Genomic DNA, 17,650 nt, shown 5'->3' on the forward strand with positions numbered 1-17,650 from the left:
AACATGAATAGATTTATCATGTTTATAGTGGCGCCATGGCGCTTTGCGGGATCGAGAGGCCATGGCTTTCCGCGTTCGGATGGAAAATGAGATCGAGGGTTTCGCCGTTATCGGCGGCCCGCGCTCACGGGTGTGGAACGGCATCGTTGCCGATCTCTGGGATGTGCGCTGCGCGCCGAAGGCGGGCGGCCGTTATGTCGGCAAGGATCCACGGTTCGTTTTCCTGCTGGACATGGAGGGGACGGATGACGGCCGTTTCATGATGAGCCGGTGCCGCCGCGACACTTGCGGCTCGTCCAGGGCGAACCGGATTTCCTTCGTGCCCGCCGATCTCGACGTGCATGCCGAACTCAGCAATGTCTCCTTCGTGCGCCATCTGGATCTGCATTTCGATGCGGGGTTGCTGGGTGCGCGGCTGGTGCAGGGCTTCGATCCGCACGCGCTTCTCGATCCGCATCTGATGTTCGAGGATGAACGGCTGCTGGCGCTCGCGCGGCTGATCGCCGCGGAATGCGATAATCCCGATCCGCTGCATGACCTCTACGGCGAAAGCCTCGTCCTGGCACTCTTGACGGACTTCCTCAAGGTGAAACGGGAACCGGTCAGGAAACGCAGCAAGCTTGCCGCCTGGCAATTGCGGGCGGCGACCGATTATATCCGTGAACATTGCCTGCGGTCGATCCGGCTGGAGGAACTGGCGGAACTCACCAACCTGTCGCAATCCCATTTCAGCCACGCCTTCAAGGCGTCAACCGGTGTGCCGCCGCACCAATGGCAGATGCAGGCCCGCATCGATCGCGTCAAGGAACTGATGATGCGACCGGACATGGCGCTGACCGATATCGCCATTGCCGCCGGTTTTTCGGATCAGGCGCATTTTTCCCGCGTCTTCCGCAAGATGGTCGGCGTTTCCCCGTCCGTCTGGCAGAAAATCCGCCAATAGGCGCGGTTTCGTTCCATCCTGCTTCAAAAAAATTCCGGTCACGGAGCCGGAAATCCTTCGGAACGATTTGCTGGGTGCCGGGGTTTACCAGACGTGACACCAACGAAGAAATCGATGGAGGAAACTATCATGTTGCATCAGGAACCCCGCGCCGGACAGGACCCCTATGTCAAGGACACGCCGAGCCTCATCGCCAGCGACAAGGTCGAAGGTACCCGCGTTTATGGTGCCGACGGCAAGCATATCGGTTCGATCCAGCGCATCATCCTGGAAAAACGCGGCGGTCGCGTGGCTTACGCGGTATTGAGCTTCGGCGGCTTTCTCGGCATTGGCGACGATTATTACCCGCTGCCTTGGGAAAAGCTTCACTATGACGAGGAGCTCGACGGTTATCGAATCGATCTCACCAAGGAGCAGATCGAAAACGCGCCGCACTTCACCAATCTCGATGATGACGACCTTCTCTACGCCAAGGACCGCAAGGTCTACGACTACTACGGCGTTGCACCCTATTGGATGTAAAAGGTCTGGAAAGGCGCTTCCGGCCATTCGATCATCGCAAGCGCCAGCCAAAAAGAACGGCTCCCTTTTGGGAGCCGTTTTCTGTTGGGCTTGTCAGTGCGGATTTTTCTGCATCTCGGAAACCGCATCGGTGAAGCATTTGCGCGCTTCCTCCGGCGATTTGCGCCCGTCAAGGGCGGCGCGGCAGGCGCTTCTGGCTTTCACGAAGCTCAATCCGCCAATCCTGGGCCAGCCTTCGGTCAACAATGTTAGCGCTTCAAAGGGGCCGGCGACGACACTCTTGCCCTTCGCCTCAAGATTGACCTCTACAGGTTCTGTCCATCTCTCGTTCTTCATCGTGCACCTCCCAGAGCAACGCGATCCCGAAATACACCCGACAGCGAAGTAACCCATGAACGCAGTCGTGTGTCACTGTTGCTTAGGATATGCGCAAGCAATCGAATTGACAACGGGGATCAACGAAAGCCGAAAAACGACAGGATCGCGAGAACGATGACGACGAGGCCGACAATATAGATGATCTGGTGCATGATTTTCTCCTTGGCTATGTCATCACCATAACGTGAAGGAGAAGATGAGGTTCCAGAAGCAGTTGTTAATTTAATAACGCACTAAAATATTGCGGACGTCTGATCGCAGGTGATCGGCGGATGTTATCTGCGCAAGATAACCCAGATGGCGTGAATGATGCCGGGAACATAACCGCACAGCGTCAGAAGAATATTCAGCCAGAACTGCAACCCGAGGCCGACCTGGAGAAACACGCCGACGGGCGGCAGAATGATGGCGATGAGGATACGAATGACGTCCACGATGATTGGCTTTCCAGTTTGCGATAACTGGACAGTCAACGTGTATAACCACAATTTGGTTTCAAATCTCGCTCTGACCGGCAAGGTTGTTGCAATGCGAAGATCAATCGCGTGGAGGCGTTGATCGAGGAGTGATTGCAACTTGGGAAGACGAAATGGTGCCGCTTACGTGACTCGAACACGTGACCCCGTCATTACGAATGACGTGCTCTACCAACTGAGCTAAAGCGGCCCGATTATGACCCGCTTGTTGCGGATCAGCTTCTTGGCGGGCTGATACAGGCAATGCTGACGGATTTCAAGCCTTGAATGTGCTGGTTTTGAAATTTCCGCAAAAAGCTTTGCCTGTCCATTGTTTACAAGGCCTCAGGCCTTGGCGCAAATCCGGCCTTTCGCTGCTTCATATTCCGCGGCCAACCGATCGACGAGTGCGGCCACCGGTTCCACCGCCTTGATGGCGCCGATGCCCTGGCCCGCGCCCCATATGTCCTTCCAGGCCTTGGCACCGCCGGTGGCGGTCTCAAAATCCATTTTTGAAGGGTCGGCTTCGGGCAGGTTGTCGGGGTCCATGCCGGAGGCGACGATCGAGCTTTTCAGATAGTTGCCGTGCACGCCGGTGAAGTAATTCGAATAGACGATGTCCTTCGCCTGCGCGTCGACGAGCGCCTGTTTATAACCGTCGGAAGCACGCGCCTCTTCGGTGGCGATGAAGGGCGAGCCGATATAGGCCATGTCAGCGCCCATGGCCTGTGCCGCGAGGATGGAGCCGCCATTGGCGATGGCGCCGGCCAGAAGCAGCGGACCGTCGAACCATTCACGGATTTCCTGAATGAGGGCGAAGGGCGAAAGCGTGCCCGCATGTCCACCCGCACCCGCCGCCACCGCGATCAGCCCGTCGGCGCCCTTGCGGATGGCGGAGCGGGCGTGGCGATCGTTGATGACGTCATGCAGCACGATACCGCCATAGGAATGCACGGCGGCATTGACCTCCGGCACGGCGCCGAGCGAGGAAATCACCACCGGCACCTTGTATTTCACGCAAAGGCCGAGATCATGTTCCAGCCGGCGATTGGACATATGTACGATCTGATTGACCGCGAAGGGTGCCGCCGGACGCTCGGGATTGGCCCGGTTATGCGCGGCAAGCTCTTCGGTGATCATCGCCAGCCATTCGTCGAGCTGGCTTTCAGGCCGCGCGTTTAATGCCGGGAAAGCGCCGATGACGCCAGCCTTGCATTGTGCCAGCGTCAGTTGCGGATGCGAAATGATGAATAGCGGTGATGCTATGACCGGAAGACGCAGATTGTCTTTCAGCACGGACGGTAGCATGTCTCCTCCCACGGATTACGTTTACGCGCACGTAAGTCAATAACGCGTTCGGCCACGGATTGAAAGCGAAAACAGCGCGGCATTGACCTGCCGAACCTGCGTTCGTAACGCCACAATGGATCGATTTTCCTCAAGGCAATCCGGTCTTTATCATAAACGATGCTTGCGGAGGGGCGGCATAGCCGTTACCGAATCGTGAAGACATGGCGCAGCGCCGCATATTTTTGCACAGCGCAATAGAACAAGGATCGGTCGTGAGCGGACTGGAAACGGCAATCAGAAATGCTCTGGAAAAATCGGACAGATCGAACGCCGAAGTTCGTGCACGGATTTACCAATCTTCCCGTCAGGCCTTGGAAGCTGGCCTTCGCAAGCAGGGCATAGACGATCCGCAGGTCGTTGCCCAGCAGCGTCAGCGGCTCGAGAGCCTCATTCATCTCATTGAAAATGAAGAGCGTAACCGTCTCCTGGACAGGGTGGAGCAGCAATTGCGCCCGCCGGCGCCTGAAAGTCCGGTGGAACACGATCACGGGGTTGATCCTGTTTCGCAGCCAGCCCATCACGACCATATGGCAGTCGAGCCGGAGCTGCGCGGGGAAACGCGCGATGTGCGGCCGGGTGCTGCGGCCATTGCTCCGGAGACGTCGAGCGCGGGGCGGCGCAACGGAAAGCCATCGAAGCGGAGCTCCAGCGCGGCCGATGCGTCACTTGCTTTCCGCCCGGAGGGCGCGGTTGGCCGCCGCAAGCGCCGCGGGCTGTTTGCCCGGCTTTTTATCTACGTGACGCTGCTGGCCTTTATCGGCTTCGGCGCCTGGTGGGTCTATTCTTCCGGCCTGCTGTTGTCACCCGAACAGCGCGATACCAGCGTGCCCAATCCGCCCGCACAGGTGCAGGCGGAAGATTTCAACGGCACGGAGCCCGCGCCCAGCCTTTCTGCCGGCCGCGGCTTTTCCGATGACTGGGTCGAGGTCTTCAATGCGGAGCGCGGCAGCTCCGGCATTTCGGCCGGCCCGCGCGCCAATGTTGAAAATGTTGCCACGCCCGCCGGCAAGGTAATACGGGTGACCTCGAAAAGTGTGGCGCAGGATGGCGCCGTCAGCGTCGAGGTTCCGGTGGAGGTAATGCGGGACATGGCGGGCAAGTCCTCGACCATATCGATCACGCTGCAATCCTCCAGTGATCGCCAGACACAGGTGTCCGTCTCCTGCGATTTCGCCACGCTGGGTGATTGTTCCCGCCACCGCTTCACCGCGACGGCCGAGCGTGCGGATATGCTGCTGAACACGACATTCGAGCGGTCTCTCGCTCCCAATGCGCCGGGCAAGATTTTCATCAACAGCGATATCGATGGCAGCGGCCGCCCGATCAATCTTTATTCGGTGCGCATTCTGCCGGGTCAATAAGGGAAAGCACAAGCGCCTCGGATGGGGCGCTTGTTTTCGTCTCGCGGTCTTATTTCAGAAAATCTGGTCCTGATCCCAATATCTTGTCGTCGATCTCGCCGATGGCCTGTCTGTCCTTGCCCTCATAATCGAGCGCAAGAAGAATATGGCGAATGAGGTTCACCCGTGCGCGGCGCTTGTCATTGGCGCGCACCACCGTCCAGGGCGCGGCATCGGTGTGGGTTTTTTCCAGCATCTCGTCACGTTTTTGCGTGTAATCGTCCCATTTCGTCAGTGCAGCGATGTCCATGTCGGAAAGCTTCCAGCATTTCAGCGGGCTTTGGCGACGGTCATGGAAGCGTTCGATCTGCGTTTCGCGGCCGATGTCGAGCCAGAATTTGAAAAGGTGAATGTCGTCGTGAACGAGCATCTTTTCCAGACGCGGCGTTTCCTTGAGGAAGCGTTTGTGTTCGTCCGGGGTGCAGAAACCCATGACCGGCTCAACGCCGGCGCGGTTATACCAGGAACGGTCGAAGAGAACGAATTCGCCAGCGGTCGGAAAATGGGAGATATAGCGCTGGAAATACCATTGGCCGCGCTCGGTCTCCGTTGGTTTGGTCAGCGCCACCACGCGGGCATAACGGGGGTTCAGATAAGCGTGCGTCGCAAAGATCGCGCCGCCCTTGCCCGCCGCGTCGCGGCCTTCAAAAACCGCCATGACCCTTTTGCCGGTCGCCTGCAGCCAGAATTGCACCTTGACCAGCTCCACCTGCAGCGCTTCCAGCGTGGCGTCGTAATCCTCCCGCTTCATCTTCTTGTCATAGGGAAAATTGCCGGCGGAAAGCTTCTTTTCCTCCACCCAATCGGGAAGAACCGGGTCATCGATGTCGAAGCTGCGCAACTTGCCGCCAATGGTGATCTCGACCGTCCGCTTCTTTTTTTCTTCGCCCATGGTTTCCTCCTGATGTTGTTGTGTAAAGGCAACTCGCCGCCAATGAGTTCACATCCATTGCCGGAATTCAAGTGAAACAGGACCGGCGAGCCGGGCTGCGACGGCGCTGACGATTGCGGCGCGGATTTCGCGCATATACGTTGTGGAAAATGCGCGATGATGAATCTCTGTCATGAAGCTGGCCTATGAGATTTCGATGTGCTGTCAGATGAAAGTGGAGAGCAGGCTGAAATGGCAGTGAGGGAAGGCGAGAGTGGATTGAGGCTTTTGGGGAAGAAGCTCGGCCGGAACTGGTTGCCCGTTCTCATCGTCAGCATGCTTGCCGTGGTGGCCGTTACCGAGCTGCACACGCCCTATATGCCCGCTGCCCTTTGGCTCTGCGCGATCATCGCCATTCTTGCCGTTCGGGAAAAACCGGCGGTGCCCGAAAAGGATAAAGCGACAGTCGCGGATGTGGATGAGCCGGATGAAAACGTCATTTCCGGTGTAAGGGCGGGCCTTGCAGTACTGGATACGCCCGTTTTCATTCTCGACAAGAATGCCAGCGTGCTGTTTCAGAACGGTGCAGCCGAGCGCGCCTTTGGCCAGCTTCCCGCCGGTGCGCATATTTCCGCAAGGCTGCGCTCGCCCGGCTTGCTTGATGTCATTCGCGAAACCATCACCACCGGCCAGCCCAATCAGGTCGAACATTCCGAACGCTTCCCTTCCGAACGGGTCTTCATCGTCCGCATCGCCCGTGCGGATGTGGGCGAGGGCGCCAGCCCGCCATTCTACATCCTGTCCTTCCGCGACGTCTCGGAGCTTCGCCGCATCGACCGTATGCGCAGCGATTTCGTCGCCAATGCGAGCCACGAATTGCGCACGCCGCTCGCCTCCCTTCGCGGTTTCATCGAAACCATGCAGGGGCCGGCGCGCAACGACCCCAAGGCGCAGGAGCGCTTCCTTGCCATCATGCTGGATCAGGCAACCCGCATGAGCAGGCTGGTGGACGATCTCATGTCCCTTTCACGGCTGGAGCTGCGGGCAAACATCGCGCCGGACCAGAAGGTCGATCTCGTGCCCGTCATCGGCCATGTGCGTGATGCCTTGTTGCCGCTTGCCGATGAGCTTGATGTAACCATCACGCTGCATCTGCCCGACCGGCCGGCGGAAGTGCAGGGAGACCGCGACGAGCTGGTGCAGGTATTCCAGAATCTCGTTGAAAACGCTTGCAAATATGGGCAGGAAGGCAAGGTCGTGGATGTCTGGCTGCGCGCCGAACCCGGCAAGCCGGTGGAGGTCAGCATCATCGACAAGGGGCCGGGCATTCCCGCTGAGCACGTGCCGCGCCTCACCGAGCGTTTTTATCGCGTCAGCGTGGCCGACAGCCGTTCGAAAAAGGGAACGGGTCTTGGGCTTGCCATCGTCAAGCACATCCTCACCCGCCACCGCGCCAGGCTCATTATTAAATCGGAAATGGGCAGCGGCACGGACTTCACCGTCAGATTTTGACATGAACGATTGGCCGTTTTTAAAAATTGCAGAAATATATAAATTAAATCAATAATTTAGTTTGTCACAAATCTTTCGTCAAAGTGACATAAAAGGATGTGGCTACGGTGGTTAAGAAAAGGTCGCCGAGCGCATGCTTAGAGCGAGTGCCGCTATCGGCTGCGTCCACAAACAAGCCCACGACGGGAGAGACAAATGAACTTCGTTAAATTTTCCGCAGCAGCCTTGGTGGCTTCTGTCGCCTTTGCTGGCGCCGCCGCTGCTCGCGACCAGATCCAGGTTGCTGGTTCGTCCACGGTTCTGCCTTACGCCAAGATCGTTGCTGAGACTTTTGCCGAGACTTTCCCGAACTTCAAGGCTCCGGTTGTTGAGTCCGGCGGTACGGGCGGCGGTCTGAAGGCATTCTGCTCCGGCGTCGGCGAAGGCACCATCGACATCGCCAATGCTTCGCGTCCGATCAAGAGCGACGAACTGGCCGCCTGTAAGGCTGCTGGCGTTGCCGACGTTCAGGAAGTGAAGATCGGTTACGACGGTATCGTCTTCGCAATGGACTCTTCCAACAAGGACATCAAGCTCGAGCCGAAGGATCTGTACCTTGCGCTCGCCGCTGAAATCGTCAAGGACGGCAAGCTCGTTGCCAACCCCTACAAGAAGTGGTCGGAAATCAACAAGGAACTGCCTGACGTCGCGATCGCTGCTTACATCCCGGGTTCCAAGCACGGCACACGCGAAGTCTTCGAAGAGAAGATCATGGCTGACGGCTGCAAGGAAGCCAAGGCAACCGACGCCATCAAGGCGCTGGTCCCTGACGCCAAGCAGGCTGCTGCAAAGTGTGTTGCAGTCCGCAAGGACGGCGCTGCAGTCGACATCGACGGCGACTACACCGAAACGCTTGCTCGTATCGATGCCAACAAGACCGGCCTCGGCGTTTTCGGCCTCGCTTTCTATGAAAACAACGCTGACCGCCTGAAGGTTGCAACTGTTTCCGGCGTCGTTCCGTCCACCGAAACCGTTGCCAGCGGCAAGTACCCGGTTTCCCGCCCGCTGTTCTTCTACGTGAAGAAGGCTCACCTGGGCGTTATCCCGGGCCTCAAGGAATATGTCGAGTTCTTCGTTTCTGACGAAATGATCGGTCCCGACTCCCCGCTCGCAAACTATGGCCTCGTTGCCGCTCCGGACAAAGAACGCGAAGAAATCCGCTCCAAGTTCGCTGCCGGCGCTTCGATGTAATAAAGAAAGAGGGGTGCGGCCTGCCGCGCCCCTCGTTCCGCTTCGGTGCCATTCCGCCTCGGCGCCATTCGTCTCGGTGATTGTCTCCGGTTGACAGTTCCCATCCATCGCCATCCACATGATATTGATGGATTACAGATGGATAGGATGTATCAACCTTGACGCTTGCCAGACTTTATTACAGTCAGGCGGCAAGCATCTCCGGATGGTCCAGCGGTCTCGTTTTGATGACTTTTTGATTTGCCCGATATCGCACCGTGCTCTTGAGGCACGCCGAGGGAACTCTAATGAACACATCGATCCTTTTGCTGATACTGGCGCTCATCGGCATCGGCAGTTATCTGCTCGGCAGCCGCCGCGCTGTTGTCCTGTCTGGTGGCCGTCCCTCCAGCATGCATTCCCGTGCCGGTTATCACGGCTCTTACGCGGTCGTCTGGGCTATTTTGCCCGCGGCGTTCATTCTCTGTGCCTGGCTGGTCATCAGCCCGCTGCTCGTCACTTCCGCGGTGCGCGGTGATTTTCCGGAGGATGTCCGGGCGCAATCCGAGGCACAGCAGAGCCTCACCTATGGCATGGTGACCTCCATTGCCCGTGGCCTCCAACGGCTGGCGCCGGAAGAAACCGCGCAGGTTGAGGCCGACACGGCAGCGGTCCGGCCGCTTCTGGCATCGAAAGGTGTCGCGATCGCCGGTGAACCGCAGCGTTTCATGGTCGACGCGGCCCAGACGCTGAACGCGATGACCTCCACCAGCCGCCTGGGTATGATCGCCACCGTGCTGCTGGTCGCATTCGCCGGTGCCGCTTATGCACTGCGTTCAATCGCGCCGCGTTTTCGGGCGCGCAACAGGGTGGAGAGGGTCATTCTCGCGGCTCTGGTCGTCGCGTCGTCCATCGCCATCCTCACGACCATCGGCATCGTCCTTTCGATGCTCACGGAAGCGATCCAGTTCTTCACCATGGTTCCGGCGCACCAGTTCTTCTTCGGAACGGTTTGGGATCCGCGTTTTGCCGCGGCCGGCGCGACGGACTCTTCCGGCCAGTTCGGCCTGATCCCGCTGCTCGCCGGCACGCTCTATATCGGTTTCGTCGCCATGCTGGTCGCCGTGCCGGTCGGGCTGTTTTCGGCGATCTACATGTCGGAATATGCAACGCCACGCCTTCGCTCGGTGGTAAAGCCGCTGCTCGAAGTGCTCGCGGGCATCCCCACCATCGTCTACGGCTTCTTCGCGCTGACGACGGTCGGTCCTTTCCTCAGAGACATTTCCACGCAGATCAACGGTCTGGCGACGGGCAACTACGCCAATTTCATTCAGGCGCAGAGCGTCATCACCGCCGGCTTCGTCATGGGCATCATGTTGATCCCCTATGTCTCGTCGCTGTCGGATGACATCATCACCGCCGTTCCGCGCTCGCTGCGTGACGGTTCGCTGGGTCTCGGCGCCACACGGTCCGAAACCATCAAGAAGGTCATCGTTCCCGCCGCTCTTCCCGGCATCGTCGGCGCCGTGCTGATGACGGCCTCGCGCGCCATCGGCGAAACCATGATCGTGGTTCTGGCGGCCGGCGTTGCTGCCCGCCTTCAGCTCAATCCTTTCGAGCCCATGACCACGGTGACGGTGAAGATCGTCAGCCAGCTTACCGGTGACCTTGAATTTACCTCGCCCCAGACGCTGGTCGCCTTCGCGCTCGGCATCACGCTTTTCGCCATCACGCTTTGCCTGAATATCTACGCGCTATACATTGTGCGCAAATACCGGGAGCAATATGAATGACCGACATCGTCTCTCCCGCAGCCGGCGGTAGCGCCGTCAACAAGGCCACGCGCCGTGATATCGGCATCAAGCGCCGCTATGCGGCCGAACGTCGCTTCCGTGCCTACGGAATGGCAGCCATTTCCTTTGGCCTTCTCTTCCTCTTCCTGCTGCTTTTTTCGGTTGTTTCCAAGGGTTACACCGCTTTCCAGCAGACGATGATCACTGTTCCGGTCGAGTTCTCCGAACAGATCATCGATCCGAAGAATGAGCGCGCCGCCAACCCGGCGAAGCTGATGACGGCCAATTATCCCGTTGTTGCCCGCGATGCGGTCGCCAAGGTTCTCGGCATTGCGCCGACGGACCGTGCCGGTCTTCGTGCCGTCAACCTCCTGATCTCCGACAGCGTGCGCACGCAGCTGCGTGACATCGTCGTCGCCGATCCGGCCGTCATCGGCACCACCCGCACCGTTACGCTTCTGGCGTCGGGCGATGTCGACAGCGCCTTCAAGGGCCAGGTCGATCTCACGGCAGATGAAGCCAATCGCCGCATCTCGAACCAGCAGCTCGGCTGGATGAACCAGCTCGCCGAAAGCGGGCAGCTCGGCAAACATTTCAACACCGGCATCTTCATCAACGGCGCCTCGAGCCGTCCGGAAGCGGCGGGTGTCGGCGTGGCGCTGATCGGTTCTTTCTACATGATGCTGATCGTGCTGGTGCTGGCGTTGCCTATCGGTGTCGCGGCCTCGATCTATCTTGAGGAATTCGCTCCGAAGAACCGCCTGACGGATCTCATCGAGGTGAACATCAACAATCTCGCGGCTGTTCCCTCGATCGTTTACGGTCTGCTCGGGCTTTCCGTCTTCATCAACTTCATGGGCTTTCCGCGCTCGGCCTCGCTGGTCGGCGGTCTCGTCCTGACGCTGATGACCTTGCCGACGATCATCATCGCGACGCGTGCTGCCCTCAAGGCCGTGCCGCCGTCGATCCGTGCCGCAGCCCTCGGGCTTGGCGCTTCCAAGATGCAGACGATCTTCCATCATGTGCTGCCGCTCGCCATGCCCGGCATCCTGACCGGCACCATCATCGGTCTCGCCCACGCTCTGGGTGAAACGGCGCCGCTGCTGCTGATCGGCATGGTGGCATTCGTTGCGAATTACCCGACAACGCCGATGGATCCGTCCACGGCCCTGCCGGTGCAGATTTACATGTGGGCGAACGAAGCCGAGCGCGCCTTTGTCGAAAGGACATCTGGCGCTATCATCATCCTGCTTCTGTTCCTCATTCTCATGAATGTTGGCGCAATCCTGTTGCGTCGCCGCTTCGAACGGCGCTGGTAGAGGGAGATTGAGCAATGAACATGTTGTCGGAAGCAGCAGTTGAAAAGGCGCTGGACAAGAAAATGAATGAAGTCTCATACAAGATGATCGGCAAGGACGTTTCGGTTTTTTACGGCGAAAAGCGTGCGCTTTACGACGTGAACCTCAATGTCCGCGAAAACACGGTGACTGCACTTATCGGCCCGTCCGGTTGCGGTAAATCCACTTTCCTGCGCACCTTGAACCGCATGAACGACACGATCGACGGTTGCCGGGTAACCGGCAAGATCACGCTCGACACCGACGATATCTACGATCAGCAGATCGATGTCGTGGAACTTCGTGCCCGCGTCGGCATGGTGTTCCAGAAGCCGAACCCCTTCCCGAAGACGATTTACGAAAACATCGCCTACGGTCCGCGTATCCACGGTCTCGCCCGCAACAAGGCGGATATGGACCAGATCGTCGAGCATAGCCTGCAGAAGGCCGGTCTTTGGAACGAAGTGAAGGACCGTCTGCTGGAATCCGGCACCGGCCTTTCCGGCGGTCAGCAGCAGCGTCTGTGCATCGCCCGCGCAGTTGCCGTCAGCCCCGAAGTGATCCTGATGGACGAGCCGTGCTCGGCGCTGGACCCGATCGCGACCGCCAAGGTCGAGGAACTGATCCACGAACTGCGCACCAATTACACGATCGTCATCGTCACGCACTCCATGCAGCAGGCGGCGCGTGTTTCCCAGCGCACGGCCATGTTCCACCTTGGTCACCTTGTCGAAGAAAACGAAACCGACAAGATGTTCACCAATCCGGACGACCAGCGCACGCAGGACTACATCATGGGCCGCTTCGGCTGATCCTGGCCGGCGCTTTCTCGAAACCGAACAAGACTGGTGCCTCTGCCGTGCCCGCTTCCGGGCACGCGCATGCAGGCCAAGCCGGAGGACTAGACCATGACACAGACAACGACCCATTCGCATATTCTGTCTGCCTATGATGATGAACTGAAGTTTCTGACGCGTCGTATCGCCGAAATGGGCGGTCTTGCCGAGCAGATGTGCGGCGACGCCGTGCGTGCGCTCGTGAATTCCGATGCTGCGCTCGCGCAGAAAGTCATTTCGGACGATACCATTCTTGACCACGCTGAGCGCGAAATCGGCGACAAGGCGATTGTCACCATCGCCAGACGCCAGCCGATGGCGGCTGACCTTCGCGAAATCATCGGCACCCTGCGTATTGCCGCTGACCTGGAGCGCGTCGGTGATCTCGGGAAGAATACCGCCAAGCGCGTCATTGCGGTTGCCGGAACCGGCGTGCCGCGCAAACTCGCCCGTGGCATCGAGCATCTGTCGGAACTGGCGCTGGTGCAGCTCAAGGAAGTGCTTGACGTCTATTCCACCCGATCCGCCGAGAAGGCCAATGCCATCCGCGAGCGCGACGAGGAAATCGACGCCATGTATACGTCGCTCTTCCGTGAGCTTCTGACCTACATGATGGAAGATCCGCGCAATATCACCACCTGCACGCATCTTCTGTTCTGCGCCAAGAATATCGAGCGTATCGGCGACCACGCTACCAATATCGCCGAGACGATCTATTACATGGCCACCGGCAGCCAGCCGGAGGGCGAGCGTCCGAAGGACGACAGTTCCAACACGCTCGGTTCGGTGACCGAGTAACAGACAGGCAGAGGCTTGTGCGGAGTTAGCATATGGTGCCGAAGATTGCAGTTGTGGAAGACGAGGAAGCGCTGAGCGTCCTGCTTCGTTACAATCTCGAGGCTGAGGGATACGACGTCGACACGATACCCCGTGGCGACGAGGCGGAAATCAGGTTGCAGGAGCGTATTCCGGATCTTCTCATCCTGGACTGGATGCTGCCTGGCGTCTCCGGCATCGAACTTTGCCGGAGGCTCAGAATGCGGCCGGAAACGGAACGCCTGCCCATCATTATGCTGACGGCGCGTGGCGAAGAAAGCGAGCGCGTTCGTGGCCTTGCCACCGGCGCCGACGATTATGTCGTCAAGCCGTTCTCGACGCCGGAACTCATGGCCCGCGTCAAGGCCATGCTGCGCCGGGCGCGTCCCGAGGTTCTGTCTTCGGTGCTGAAATGCGGTGATATCGAACTGGATCGCGAGACCCATCGCGTTCACCGCAAAAGCCGCGAAGTGCGCCTCGGTCCGACGGAATTCCGCCTGCTGGAGTTCCTGATGACCTCGCCGGGCCGGGTGTTCTCCCGCTCGCAATTGCTGGATGGCGTCTGGGGCCACGATATCTACGTAGACGAGCGTACCGTTGACGTGCATGTCGGACGCCTGCGCAAGGCGCTCAATTTCTCCCATATGCAGGATGTCATCCGCACCGTGCGTGGTGCCGGATATTCGATGGAAGCCTGAGAGGAACCGAACTGACGGTTCCTTTCAGCGCGACATACTCCAAAATCGAAAGGCCCGAAACCGGAATGGTGTCGGGCCTTTTCATTTTGAACCTTCCGCAAAGACGACAGCATCATCCCTTTGACAACTTGCCGATGGCTCGCAGAAATCCGGATTGCCGGGCGAAAGCCGACGGCGGTGAGGAAAGCCTTGACGCTCTGCTGTCGCTGACCGGGAAGCGCGATACTTTTGTCACAAAAAAACGGGCCCGAAGGCCCGTAGTTTTTGAGTGTCAAATGCGTGCCGCAACACTCAAGCCTTACGGCGCTCGCTGACCGGCTGATAGGCGAGCTTCGCATGGAACTTGCAATAGGGCGAAGATTCCAGCGCTTCACAACCGCAGAAATGGAAATCATCTTTCAAGGGGTCGCCGACCGGCCACTTGCAGGTGCGCTCCGTCAGTTCCGTCAGCGTCAGGCGACGGGAAATCGGGGTGACGACGTTTCTGGAAGGAACGTAATCGAGAACTTCAGCAGTCTCGACGCCGATCTCTTCCTGAAGAGCCGTTGCCGCGTTGGAACGCGTCAGGATCCGGGCCGGTGCCGTGCCGACACGACCGGCGAAATTCGTCGCGCGCGGGGCAGGGGCGGCGGCGCGCTTGGGCGCGGAACGCGCCGAAGTGACCGGACCGCCGGCCTTGACGCGTCCCGGCAGATTGAGACGGTGGACCTTGCCGATGACGGCATTACGGCTGACACCGCCCAGCTGCGCTGCTATCTGGCTGGCGCTAAGTCCCTCGGCCCACAATTTCTTGAGTTTCTCGACTCGCTCGTCTGTCCAGTTCATGCCGCTTCTCCGCTTTTCGCGTGTATTTGTCGGCAGAATCCCTCTCCGCCCCGCGGGCGTGCCGCAAGCGTGGTTTCCGCCAGATTTTCGGTGACTAGTTCCGCCGCAATGCAGTCTAGTAATTAGCGATTAACCTAGTGCCAGCCCGACTCCGTGGCAAGAGTCGGGGGAATCATCTGGAATCGATTTTCCGGTTTTCCCCAACTTGCTGGCGAGTTGAGTCTGAAAGGCAACACCTTGGGGCTCGAAAGCTTCCATCTACTACTGCTTGAGACGCCCGGCAAATGCGGACTTTTGTTGACATCGGCAGGCGAACTGACAATAGTGCCGGTGCCGCCGCAAGGCGGCATTTTTGATTTTCAGGCAAGGGATAACCTCGCCAGCCTATTGACAACCGTCTGACAGCGCGTCCGCGCAAGGAGTGATACAGCCATGGCCGAAGCAGCCGCGCCATTGTTCGATACGTTTGCAAGAGCCCCCCTGCGCTTTGAGCGAGGCGAGGGCGTCTGGCTTTTCACGGAAAGCGGCGAGCGATATCTGGATTTTGCGGCCGGCGTTGCGGTCAACTCGCTGGGCCACGCCCACCCGCACCTCGTGGAAGCGATCAAGGCCCAGGCCGAGAAGGTCTGGCACGTCTCCAACCTCTATGAAGTGCCCGGACAGGAAAAGCTTGCAAAGCGACTGACGGAAGCGACATTTGCGGACAAGGTCTTTTTCACCAATTCCGGCGCGGAAGCGCTGGAATGCGCGATCAAGACCGCGCGCCGTTACCATTATTCCAAGGGACATCCGGAAAAGTTCCGCATCATCACATTTGAAGGCGCCTTCCATGGCCGCACGCTGGCGACGATCGCCGCCGGCGGCCAGCAGAAATATCTCGAAGGTTTCGGTCCCAAGGTCGAAGGTTTTGACCAGGTGCCGTTCGGTGATGTCGATGCGCTGAAGGCTGCCATCACGGCCGAGACGGCCGCACTTCTGATCGAGCCCATTCAGGGCGAGGGCGGCATCCGCGCGCCGGCCAAGGAATTCCTGCAGCTGCTGCGGTCGCTTTGTGATGAGCACGACCTGCTCCTGATTTTCGATGAGGTCCAGACCGGCGTTGGCCGCACGGGCAAATTCTTTGCCTATGAGCAGACTGGTGTCGCGCCTGACATCATGGCGGTTGCCAAGGGTATCGGCGGCGGTTTCCCGCTCGGCGCGTGCCTTGCAACGGCGGATGCCGCTTCCGGCATGACGGCCGGCGTGCACGGCACCACCTATGGCGGCAATCCGCTGGCCATGGCGGTCGGCAATGCCGTGCTCGACGTCGTTCTCGCTGACGGCTTTCTCGAAAAGGTCCGTGATGTCGCACTGGTTTTCCGCCAGGGGCTTGCCTCGCTGAAGGATCGTTATCCCGATGTCATCGAGGAAATTCGCGGCGAAGGCCTGCTGCTTGGCATCAAGGCCAGGGTTCCCTCGGGTGAGCTGCTGCAGGCCATGCGTGCGGAACATCTGCTCGGCGTACCGGCAGGCGACAACGTCATCCGCCTTCTGCCGCCACTCGTTACGACGGCGGAAGAGGCTCGCGAAGGGCTGGCACGCGTGGAAGCGGCAGCCGCATCCCTGACCGCCAAGCAGGCGAAAATCGCCTGAGGAAACAATAAAAAGCGGGCCTCTTCCCCGGGGCTCGCGAGCATGGGACAGTTTGAAATGGCTTCACCTAAACATTTTCTCGACCTGTCGGCCGTTGGCCCGCAGGACCTGCGGACAATTCTTGACGATGCGCGCGCGCGCAAGGTCGCCACGAAGGCGGGAACGGCGGAAAAGCCGCTCGCCGGCAAGATGCTGGCAATGATCTTCGAAAAGCCGTCCACCCGCACCCGCGTTTCCTTCGATGTCGGCATGCGCCAGCTCGGCGGCGAGACCCTTTTCCTGTCGGGCACTGAAATGCAGCTCGGTCGTGCGGAAACGATCGGCGATACCGCCAAGGTGCTGTCGCGTTATGTAGATGCCATCATGATCCGCACCACGGATCATTCGCGCCTGCTCGAGCTTGCCGAACACGCGACGGTGCCTGTTATCAACGGCCTGACGGATGATACCCATCCCTGCCAGATCATGGCCGACATCATGACGTTCGAGGAACATCGTGGTCCGGTCAAGGGCAAGACCATTGCCTGGACGGGCGACGGCAACAACGTGCTGCACTCTTTCGTCGAGGGCTCCGCACGTTTCGGTTACCGCATGACGATGGCGGTGCCGATGGGTTCCGAACCGCATGACAAGTTCATGAACTGGGCCCGCAACAATGGCGGCGAGATCGCGCTGTATCATGATGCGGACAAGGCGGTCGCGGGCGCGGATTGCGTCGTCACCGATACCTGGGTGTCCATGAACCAGGAGCACAAGGCGCGCGGCCACAACATCTTCCAGCCCTATCAGGTCAATGAGGCCCTGATGGCCAAGGCGCAGAAGGACGCGCTGTTCATGCACTGCCTGCCGGCGCATCGCGGTGAAGAAGTGACGGACGCCGTGATCGACGGCCCGCAATCGGTGGTCTTCGATGAGGCGGAGAACCGTCTCCACGCGCAGAAATCCGTCATCGCATGGTGCATGGGCGTGATCTGAGAAATTCACCCGTCCTGATCGTCTTCGGGCCGGGTGCTTGAACTGACACGCATCGATTACCATCTGTGGGGCTTCGAAGAGACGCGTCGGTTTGCTGG

19 protein-coding genes and 1 tRNA gene are annotated in these 17,650 nt (G+C 59.2%); 13 read left to right on the forward strand and 7 right to left on the reverse strand.

Annotated elements, in window-relative coordinates; translation table 11 throughout:
• Positions 1-61 precede the first annotated feature (61 nt).
• Together GSF67_RS00425 and GSF67_RS00430 are read left to right on the forward strand one after the other, a co-directional pair.
• Positions 62-943, forward strand: a complete 882-nt coding sequence (locus GSF67_RS00425) for an AraC family transcriptional regulator (RefSeq protein WP_006310663.1) — start codon at positions 62-64, stop codon at positions 941-943.
• 129 nt (positions 944-1,072) lie between these two features.
• A complete protein-coding gene (locus tag GSF67_RS00430) occupies positions 1,073-1,465 on the forward strand; it encodes a PRC-barrel domain-containing protein (protein WP_035214685.1) in 393 nt (130 codons plus the stop codon).
• A 93-nt stretch (positions 1,466-1,558) separates the two neighbouring features.
• On the opposite strand, the gene GSF67_RS00435 is transcribed toward GSF67_RS00430, so the two are convergent.
• The 4 genes from GSF67_RS00435 to GSF67_RS00450 form a co-directional block, all read right to left on the reverse strand.
• Positions 1,559-1,801, reverse strand: a complete 243-nt coding sequence (locus GSF67_RS00435) for a DUF982 domain-containing protein (protein ID WP_006310665.1) — start codon at positions 1,799-1,801, stop codon at positions 1,559-1,561.
• A 317-nt stretch (positions 1,802-2,118) separates the two neighbouring features.
• Entirely contained in the window at positions 2,119-2,277 is a 159-nt protein-coding gene (locus GSF67_RS00440) for a YqaE/Pmp3 family membrane protein (protein WP_006310667.1), read from the reverse strand.
• A gap of 156 nt (positions 2,278-2,433) precedes the next feature.
• Positions 2,434-2,509 (reverse strand) — tRNA-Thr (locus GSF67_RS00445).
• 134 nt (positions 2,510-2,643) lie between these two features.
• A complete protein-coding gene (locus GSF67_RS00450; RefSeq protein WP_006310668.1) occupies positions 2,644-3,606 on the reverse strand; it encodes a nitronate monooxygenase family protein in 963 nt (320 codons plus the stop codon).
• Between the two features lie 254 nt (positions 3,607-3,860).
• Between GSF67_RS00450 and GSF67_RS00455 the strand changes: the two genes are divergently transcribed.
• Entirely contained in the window at positions 3,861-5,009 is a 1,149-nt protein-coding gene (locus GSF67_RS00455; RefSeq protein ID WP_035214693.1) for a hypothetical protein, read from the forward strand.
• A gap of 49 nt (positions 5,010-5,058) precedes the next feature.
• Here GSF67_RS00455 and ppk2 read toward each other — a convergent pair whose 3' ends face one another.
• Together ppk2 and GSF67_RS26195 are read right to left on the reverse strand one after the other, a co-directional pair.
• Positions 5,059-5,940 carry a polyphosphate kinase 2 gene (ppk2, locus tag GSF67_RS00460; RefSeq protein ID WP_006310670.1) on the reverse strand — a complete coding sequence of 294 codons (882 nt, stop codon included), beginning with the start codon at positions 5,938-5,940 and terminating at the stop codon, positions 5,059-5,061.
• Between the two features lie 48 nt (positions 5,941-5,988).
• Positions 5,989-6,114, reverse strand: a complete 126-nt coding sequence (locus tag GSF67_RS26195; RefSeq protein ID WP_006310671.1) for a hypothetical protein — start codon at positions 6,112-6,114, stop codon at positions 5,989-5,991.
• 57 nt (positions 6,115-6,171) lie between these two features.
• Between GSF67_RS26195 and phoR the strand changes: the two genes are divergently transcribed.
• The 7 genes from phoR to phoB all read left to right on the forward strand — a co-directional run bounded on the left by phoR (position 6,172) and on the right by phoB (position 14,120).
• Positions 6,172-7,431, forward strand: coding sequence for a phosphate regulon sensor histidine kinase PhoR (gene phoR / locus GSF67_RS00465; RefSeq protein WP_006310672.1), 1,260 nt, complete (start codon positions 6,172-6,174; stop codon positions 7,429-7,431).
• A 195-nt stretch (positions 7,432-7,626) separates the two neighbouring features.
• On the forward strand, positions 7,627-8,661 hold the full coding sequence (locus tag GSF67_RS00470) for a substrate-binding domain-containing protein (RefSeq protein ID WP_006310673.1): 1,035 nt from the start codon (positions 7,627-7,629) through the stop codon (positions 8,659-8,661).
• A gap of 287 nt (positions 8,662-8,948) precedes the next feature.
• Positions 8,949-10,433 (forward strand): phosphate ABC transporter permease subunit PstC, encoded by a 1,485-nt coding sequence (gene pstC / locus GSF67_RS00475; RefSeq protein WP_006310674.1) that lies wholly within the window; start codon positions 8,949-8,951, stop codon positions 10,431-10,433.
• Complete coding sequence (pstA, locus tag GSF67_RS00480; protein ID WP_006310675.1) at positions 10,430-11,752, forward strand: phosphate ABC transporter permease PstA; 1,323 nt, start codon at positions 10,430-10,432, stop codon at positions 11,750-11,752. Before pstC ends, pstA begins: the two co-directional genes overlap by 4 nt.
• Before the next feature lie 14 nt (positions 11,753-11,766).
• The gene (gene pstB / locus GSF67_RS00485) at positions 11,767-12,582 is read left to right on the forward strand and encodes a phosphate ABC transporter ATP-binding protein PstB (RefSeq protein ID WP_006310676.1); all 816 of its coding nucleotides are present in this window, start codon (positions 11,767-11,769) and stop codon (positions 12,580-12,582) included.
• Positions 12,583-12,678: 96 nt separating this feature from the next.
• The gene (phoU, locus tag GSF67_RS00490) at positions 12,679-13,404 is read left to right on the forward strand and encodes a phosphate signaling complex protein PhoU (RefSeq protein ID WP_006310677.1); all 726 of its coding nucleotides are present in this window, start codon (positions 12,679-12,681) and stop codon (positions 13,402-13,404) included.
• A 32-nt stretch (positions 13,405-13,436) separates the two neighbouring features.
• Entirely contained in the window at positions 13,437-14,120 is a 684-nt protein-coding gene (phoB, locus tag GSF67_RS00495; RefSeq protein WP_003493692.1) for a phosphate regulon transcriptional regulator PhoB, read from the forward strand.
• Between the two features lie 291 nt (positions 14,121-14,411).
• Here phoB and GSF67_RS00500 read toward each other — a convergent pair whose 3' ends face one another.
• On the reverse strand, positions 14,412-14,945 hold the full coding sequence (locus tag GSF67_RS00500; protein ID WP_006310679.1) for a GcrA family cell cycle regulator: 534 nt from the start codon (positions 14,943-14,945) through the stop codon (positions 14,412-14,414).
• A 153-nt stretch (positions 14,946-15,098) separates the two neighbouring features.
• Between GSF67_RS00500 and GSF67_RS00505 the strand changes: the two genes are divergently transcribed.
• The 3 genes from GSF67_RS00505 to argF are packed head-to-tail and all read left to right on the forward strand — an operon-like array spanning position 15,099 to position 17,552.
• Entirely contained in the window at positions 15,099-15,347 is a 249-nt protein-coding gene (locus tag GSF67_RS00505; RefSeq protein ID WP_083815696.1) for a hypothetical protein, read from the forward strand.
• Positions 15,348-15,377: 30 nt separating this feature from the next.
• Complete coding sequence (locus GSF67_RS00510; RefSeq protein WP_006310681.1) at positions 15,378-16,577, forward strand: aspartate aminotransferase family protein; 1,200 nt, start codon at positions 15,378-15,380, stop codon at positions 16,575-16,577.
• Between the two features lie 57 nt (positions 16,578-16,634).
• Positions 16,635-17,552 (forward strand): ornithine carbamoyltransferase, encoded by a 918-nt coding sequence (gene argF / locus GSF67_RS00515; protein ID WP_010970889.1) that lies wholly within the window; start codon positions 16,635-16,637, stop codon positions 17,550-17,552.
• Positions 17,553-17,650: the final 98 nt, after the last annotated feature.

Origin of the sequence: Agrobacterium sp. CGMCC 11546 (assembly GCF_013365515.1) — a bacterium.
Lineage (GTDB): Bacteria > Pseudomonadota > Alphaproteobacteria > Rhizobiales > Rhizobiaceae > Agrobacterium > Agrobacterium fabrum.

Excerpts from the sequence above, each read along its gene's own strand:
- GSF67_RS00425 (WP_006310663.1), top strand. The coding sequence starts at position 62 with ATGGCTTTCCGCGTTCGGATGGAAAATGAGATCGAGGGTTTCGCCGTT.
- GSF67_RS00430 (WP_035214685.1), top strand. The coding sequence starts at position 1,073 with ATGTTGCATCAGGAACCCCGCGCCGGACAGGACCCCTATGTCAAGGAC.
- GSF67_RS00435 (WP_006310665.1), bottom strand. The coding sequence starts at position 1,801 with ATGAAGAACGAGAGATGGACAGAACCTGTAGAGGTCAATCTTGAGGCG.
- GSF67_RS00450 (WP_006310668.1), bottom strand. The coding sequence starts at position 3,606 with ATGCTACCGTCCGTGCTGAAAGACAATCTGCGTCTTCCGGTCATAGCA.
- ppk2 (WP_006310670.1), bottom strand. The coding sequence starts at position 5,940 with ATGGGCGAAGAAAAAAAGAAGCGGACGGTCGAGATCACCATTGGCGGC.
- GSF67_RS26195 (WP_006310671.1), bottom strand. The coding sequence starts at position 6,114 with ATGACAGAGATTCATCATCGCGCATTTTCCACAACGTATATGCGCGAA.
- phoR (WP_006310672.1), top strand. The coding sequence starts at position 6,172 with ATGGCAGTGAGGGAAGGCGAGAGTGGATTGAGGCTTTTGGGGAAGAAG.
- GSF67_RS00470 (WP_006310673.1), top strand. The coding sequence starts at position 7,627 with ATGAACTTCGTTAAATTTTCCGCAGCAGCCTTGGTGGCTTCTGTCGCC.
- pstC (WP_006310674.1), top strand. The coding sequence starts at position 8,949 with ATGAACACATCGATCCTTTTGCTGATACTGGCGCTCATCGGCATCGGC.
- pstA (WP_006310675.1), top strand. The coding sequence starts at position 10,430 with ATGACCGACATCGTCTCTCCCGCAGCCGGCGGTAGCGCCGTCAACAAG.
- pstB (WP_006310676.1), top strand. The coding sequence starts at position 11,767 with ATGAACATGTTGTCGGAAGCAGCAGTTGAAAAGGCGCTGGACAAGAAA.
- phoU (WP_006310677.1), top strand. The coding sequence starts at position 12,679 with ATGACACAGACAACGACCCATTCGCATATTCTGTCTGCCTATGATGAT.
- phoB (WP_003493692.1), top strand. The coding sequence starts at position 13,437 with ATGGTGCCGAAGATTGCAGTTGTGGAAGACGAGGAAGCGCTGAGCGTC.
- GSF67_RS00500 (WP_006310679.1), bottom strand. The coding sequence starts at position 14,945 with ATGAACTGGACAGACGAGCGAGTCGAGAAACTCAAGAAATTGTGGGCC.
- GSF67_RS00510 (WP_006310681.1), top strand. The coding sequence starts at position 15,378 with ATGGCCGAAGCAGCCGCGCCATTGTTCGATACGTTTGCAAGAGCCCCC.
- argF (WP_010970889.1), top strand. The coding sequence starts at position 16,635 with ATGGCTTCACCTAAACATTTTCTCGACCTGTCGGCCGTTGGCCCGCAG.